The sequence below is a fragment of the Neisseria sp. P0021.S007 genome (genome assembly GCF_051956855.1).
This window is the reverse complement of sequence record NZ_JBQCXA010000373.1, coordinates 1-778: the sequence shown is the minus strand read 5'-3', so window position 1 is coordinate 778 and position 778 is coordinate 1. Positions and strand designations below refer to the sequence as shown.

Genomic DNA, 778 nt, shown 5'->3' with positions numbered 1-778 from the left:
GCAAAAACCAATCCCCCGTCAACATCACCGAAACCGTCTCCGGCAGACTGCCTGCCATCAAAGTCAATTACAAGCCGAGCGCGGTTAACGTGGAAAACAACGGCCACACCATTCAAGTCAACTACCCGGAAGGCGGCAATACCCTCAGCGTGAACGGCCGCACCTACACCCTGAAACAATTCCATTTCCACGTACCCAGTGAAAACCAAATCAAAGGCCGCACCTTCCCAATGGAAGCCCACTTCGTCCACTTGGACGAAAACCGCCAGCCTTTGGTATTGGCAGTATTGTACGAACCCGGCAAAACCAACGACCGCCTGGCTCCGATATGGAACGTGATGCCGATGAAAGAAGGAAAGGTAAACCTCGACAAAGCCTTCGACGCCAGCACCCTGTTGCCGAAACGGCTGAAATACTACCGCTTTGCCGGTTCGCTGACCACACCGCCGTGCAGCGAAGGCGTATCGTGGCTGCTGTTGAAAACCTACGACCACATCGATCAGGCGCAGGCAGAAAAATTCACCCGCGCCATCGGCTCGCACAACAGCCGCCCCGTCCAGCCGCTTAACGCGCGCGTTGTCATTGAATAAACGGTAAAGCCGTAAATGAAAAGGTCGTCTGAAGACCAAATTTAGGTTTCAGACGACCTTTTTACATGATGGTCTAAGGTTTCAGAACACCGAGTCCGGCGTATATTCGAAGGAAGAATCGCAATGCAGCATCAATCATCAGGATGAAACCTTGCCGTTTCGCGTTCTTTCATAGCAGTTTCCTTATC

At 52.3% G+C, this 778-nt stretch carries 1 protein-coding gene; it reads left to right on the top strand.

Annotation, left to right across the window (positions count from 1 at the left end; genetic code table 11):
• A partial coding sequence (gene cah / locus ACTHUR_RS13435) for a carbonic anhydrase (protein ID WP_440399029.1) occupies positions 1-590 on the top strand: 590 nt, incomplete at its 5' end.
• Positions 591-778 lie beyond the last annotated feature (188 nt).